Genomic DNA, 2,309 nt, shown 5'->3' with positions numbered 1-2,309 from the left:
GATGACCTTCTGGTGGCGGCGTTGCAGGGAGCAGTCGCGGGTGCCGAGGGCCCAGACGGTGCCGTGGGTGTCGGCGAGGATCTGCACCTCGACATGGCGGCCGTCCTCGACGTACGGCTCGATGAACACCTCGCCGTCGCCGAAGGCGCTCGTGGCCTCGGCGCGGGCGCCCTCCAGGGCGGCTTCGAGTTCGTCGAGGCGGCGCACGACGCGCATGCCGCGCCCGCCGCCGCCCGCGGCGGCCTTCACCAGGACCGGGAGGTCGGCCTCGGTGACCTCGGTGAGGGGGGCGAGGCCCATGAGCTGTTTGGCGCGGGTCTTCGACGCCATGGCCTCGATCGCCTCGGGGGGCGGGCCGATCCAGGTGAGGCCGGCGTCGAGGACGGCGCGGGCGAAGTCGGCGTTCTCGGAGAGGAAGCCGTAGCCGGGGTGGACGGCGTCGGCGCCGGCGGCGAGGGCGGCCTTCACCACGAGGTCGCCGCGCAGGTAGGTGTCGGCGGGGGCCGCGCCCGGGAGGCGTACGGCCTGGTCGGCGACGCGTGTGTGCAGGGCGGTGTCGTCGGCGTCGGAGTGCACGGCGACGGTGCGGATGCCCAGCTCACGGCAGGTGCGGAAGATCCGGCAGGCGATCTCGCCCCGGTTGGCGACGAGCACTGAAGTGATCACGTGGTCCCTCACATCCGGAAGACGCCGAAGCCGCCGCGGGCGCCCTCGTAGGGGGCGGTGTGGATGGCCGACAGACACAGGCCGAGGACGGTGCGGGTGTCGCGCGGGTCGATGACGCCGTCGTCGTACAGCCGCCCGGACAGGAACATGGGCAGCGACTCGGACTCGATCTGCTGCTCCACCATGGCGCGCAGGGCGGCGTCGGCGTCCTCGTCGTACGGGTGTCCCTTGGCGGCGGCCGACTGGCGGGCGACGATCGACAGGACACCCGCGAGCTGCTGCGGGCCCATGACGGCGGACTTGGCGCTGGGCCAGGCGAAGAGGAAGCGGGGGTCGTAGGCGCGGCCGCACATGCCGTAGTGGCCGGCGCCGTAGGAGGCGCCCAGCAGGACCGACAGATGCGGGACCTTCGAGTTGCTGACCGCGTTGATCATCATCGCGCCGTGCTTGATGATGCCGCCCTGCTCGTACTCCTTGCCGACCATGTAGCCGGTGGTGTTGTGGAGGAACAGCAGCGGGATGTCGCGCTGGTTGGCGAGCTGGATGAACTGGGCGGCCTTCTGCGACTCCGCGCTGAACAGGACCCCCTGGGCGTTGGCGAGGATGCCGACGGGATAGCCGTGCAGGGCGGCCCAGCCGGTGGTGAGGCTGGGGCCGTAGAGGGGCTTGAACTCGTCGAAGTCGGAGCCGTCGACGATCCGGGCGATGACCTCGCGGGGGTCGAAGGGCACCTTCGGGTCGGCCGGGACGATGCCCAGCAGATCCTCCGCGTCGTACTTCGGGGGCTCGGCGGGTCCGGGGTCGGGGTGGGCCTTGCGGTGGTTGAGGCGGGCGACGACACGGCGGGCCTGGCGCAGGGCGTCGTGCTCGTCGACGGCGAACTGGTCGGCGAGGCCCGACACGCGCGCGTGCATCTCGGCGCCGCCGAGGGACTCGTCGTCGCTCTCCTCGCCGGTGGCCATCTTCACCAGTGGCGGGCCGCCGAGGAACACCTTCGCCCGCTCCTTGACCATGATCACGTGGTCGGACATGCCGGGGACGTAGGCGCCGCCCGCGGTGGAGTTGCCGAAGACGACGGCGATGGTGGGGATGCCGGCGGCGGACAGCCGGGTGAGGTCGCGGAAGATGGCGCCGCCCGGGATGAAGATCTCCTTCTGGGAGGGCAGGTCGGCGCCGCCGGACTCGACGAGGCTGATGCAGGGCAGCCGGTTGGCGAGGGCGATGTCGTTGGCGCGCAGGGCCTTCTTCAGGGACCAGGGGTTGGAGGCGCCGCCGCGTACGGTCGGGTCGTTGGCGGTGATCAGGCACTCCACGCCCTCGACGACACCGATGCCGGTGACGAGGGAGGCGCCCACCGTGTACTCGCTGCCCCAGGCGGCCAGCGGGGACAGCTCCAGGAAGGGCGTGTCCGGGTCGAGAAGCAGTTCGACGCGTTCGCGGGCGAGGAGCTTGCCGCGGCCCCGGTGCCGGGCGACGTACTTCTCGCCGCCGCCCGCGAGGGCCTTGGCGTGCTCGGCGTCGAGTTCGGCGAGCTTGGCGAGCATGGCCTCGCGGTTCGCGGTGTGGTCGGGGCCGCCCGGGTCGAGGGCGGAGGCGAGGACGGTCACCGGTGCGCCTCCGGCGGGGCGGGGTGGGCCTTCGGC

2 protein-coding genes are annotated in these 2,309 nt (G+C 72.5%); both read right to left on the bottom strand.

Features of this window, described 5'->3' with window-relative positions:
- The coding region (locus AOK23_RS42645; RefSeq protein WP_276205811.1) for a biotin carboxylase N-terminal domain-containing protein at positions 1-666 on the bottom strand (666 nt) is incomplete at its 3' end.
- A gap of 8 nt (positions 667-674) precedes the next feature.
- A complete protein-coding gene (locus tag AOK23_RS42640; RefSeq protein WP_055717743.1) occupies positions 675-2,273 on the bottom strand; it encodes an acyl-CoA carboxylase subunit beta in 1,599 nt (532 codons plus the stop codon).
- Positions 2,274-2,309 lie beyond the last annotated feature (36 nt).

This window comes from Streptomyces torulosus (genome assembly GCF_001419765.1).
Classification (GTDB): Bacteria; Actinomycetota; Actinomycetes; order Streptomycetales; family Streptomycetaceae; genus Streptomyces; species Streptomyces torulosus.
Note: the sequence above shows the minus strand (reverse complement) of the source record. Positions and strands in the feature narration are given on the sequence as shown.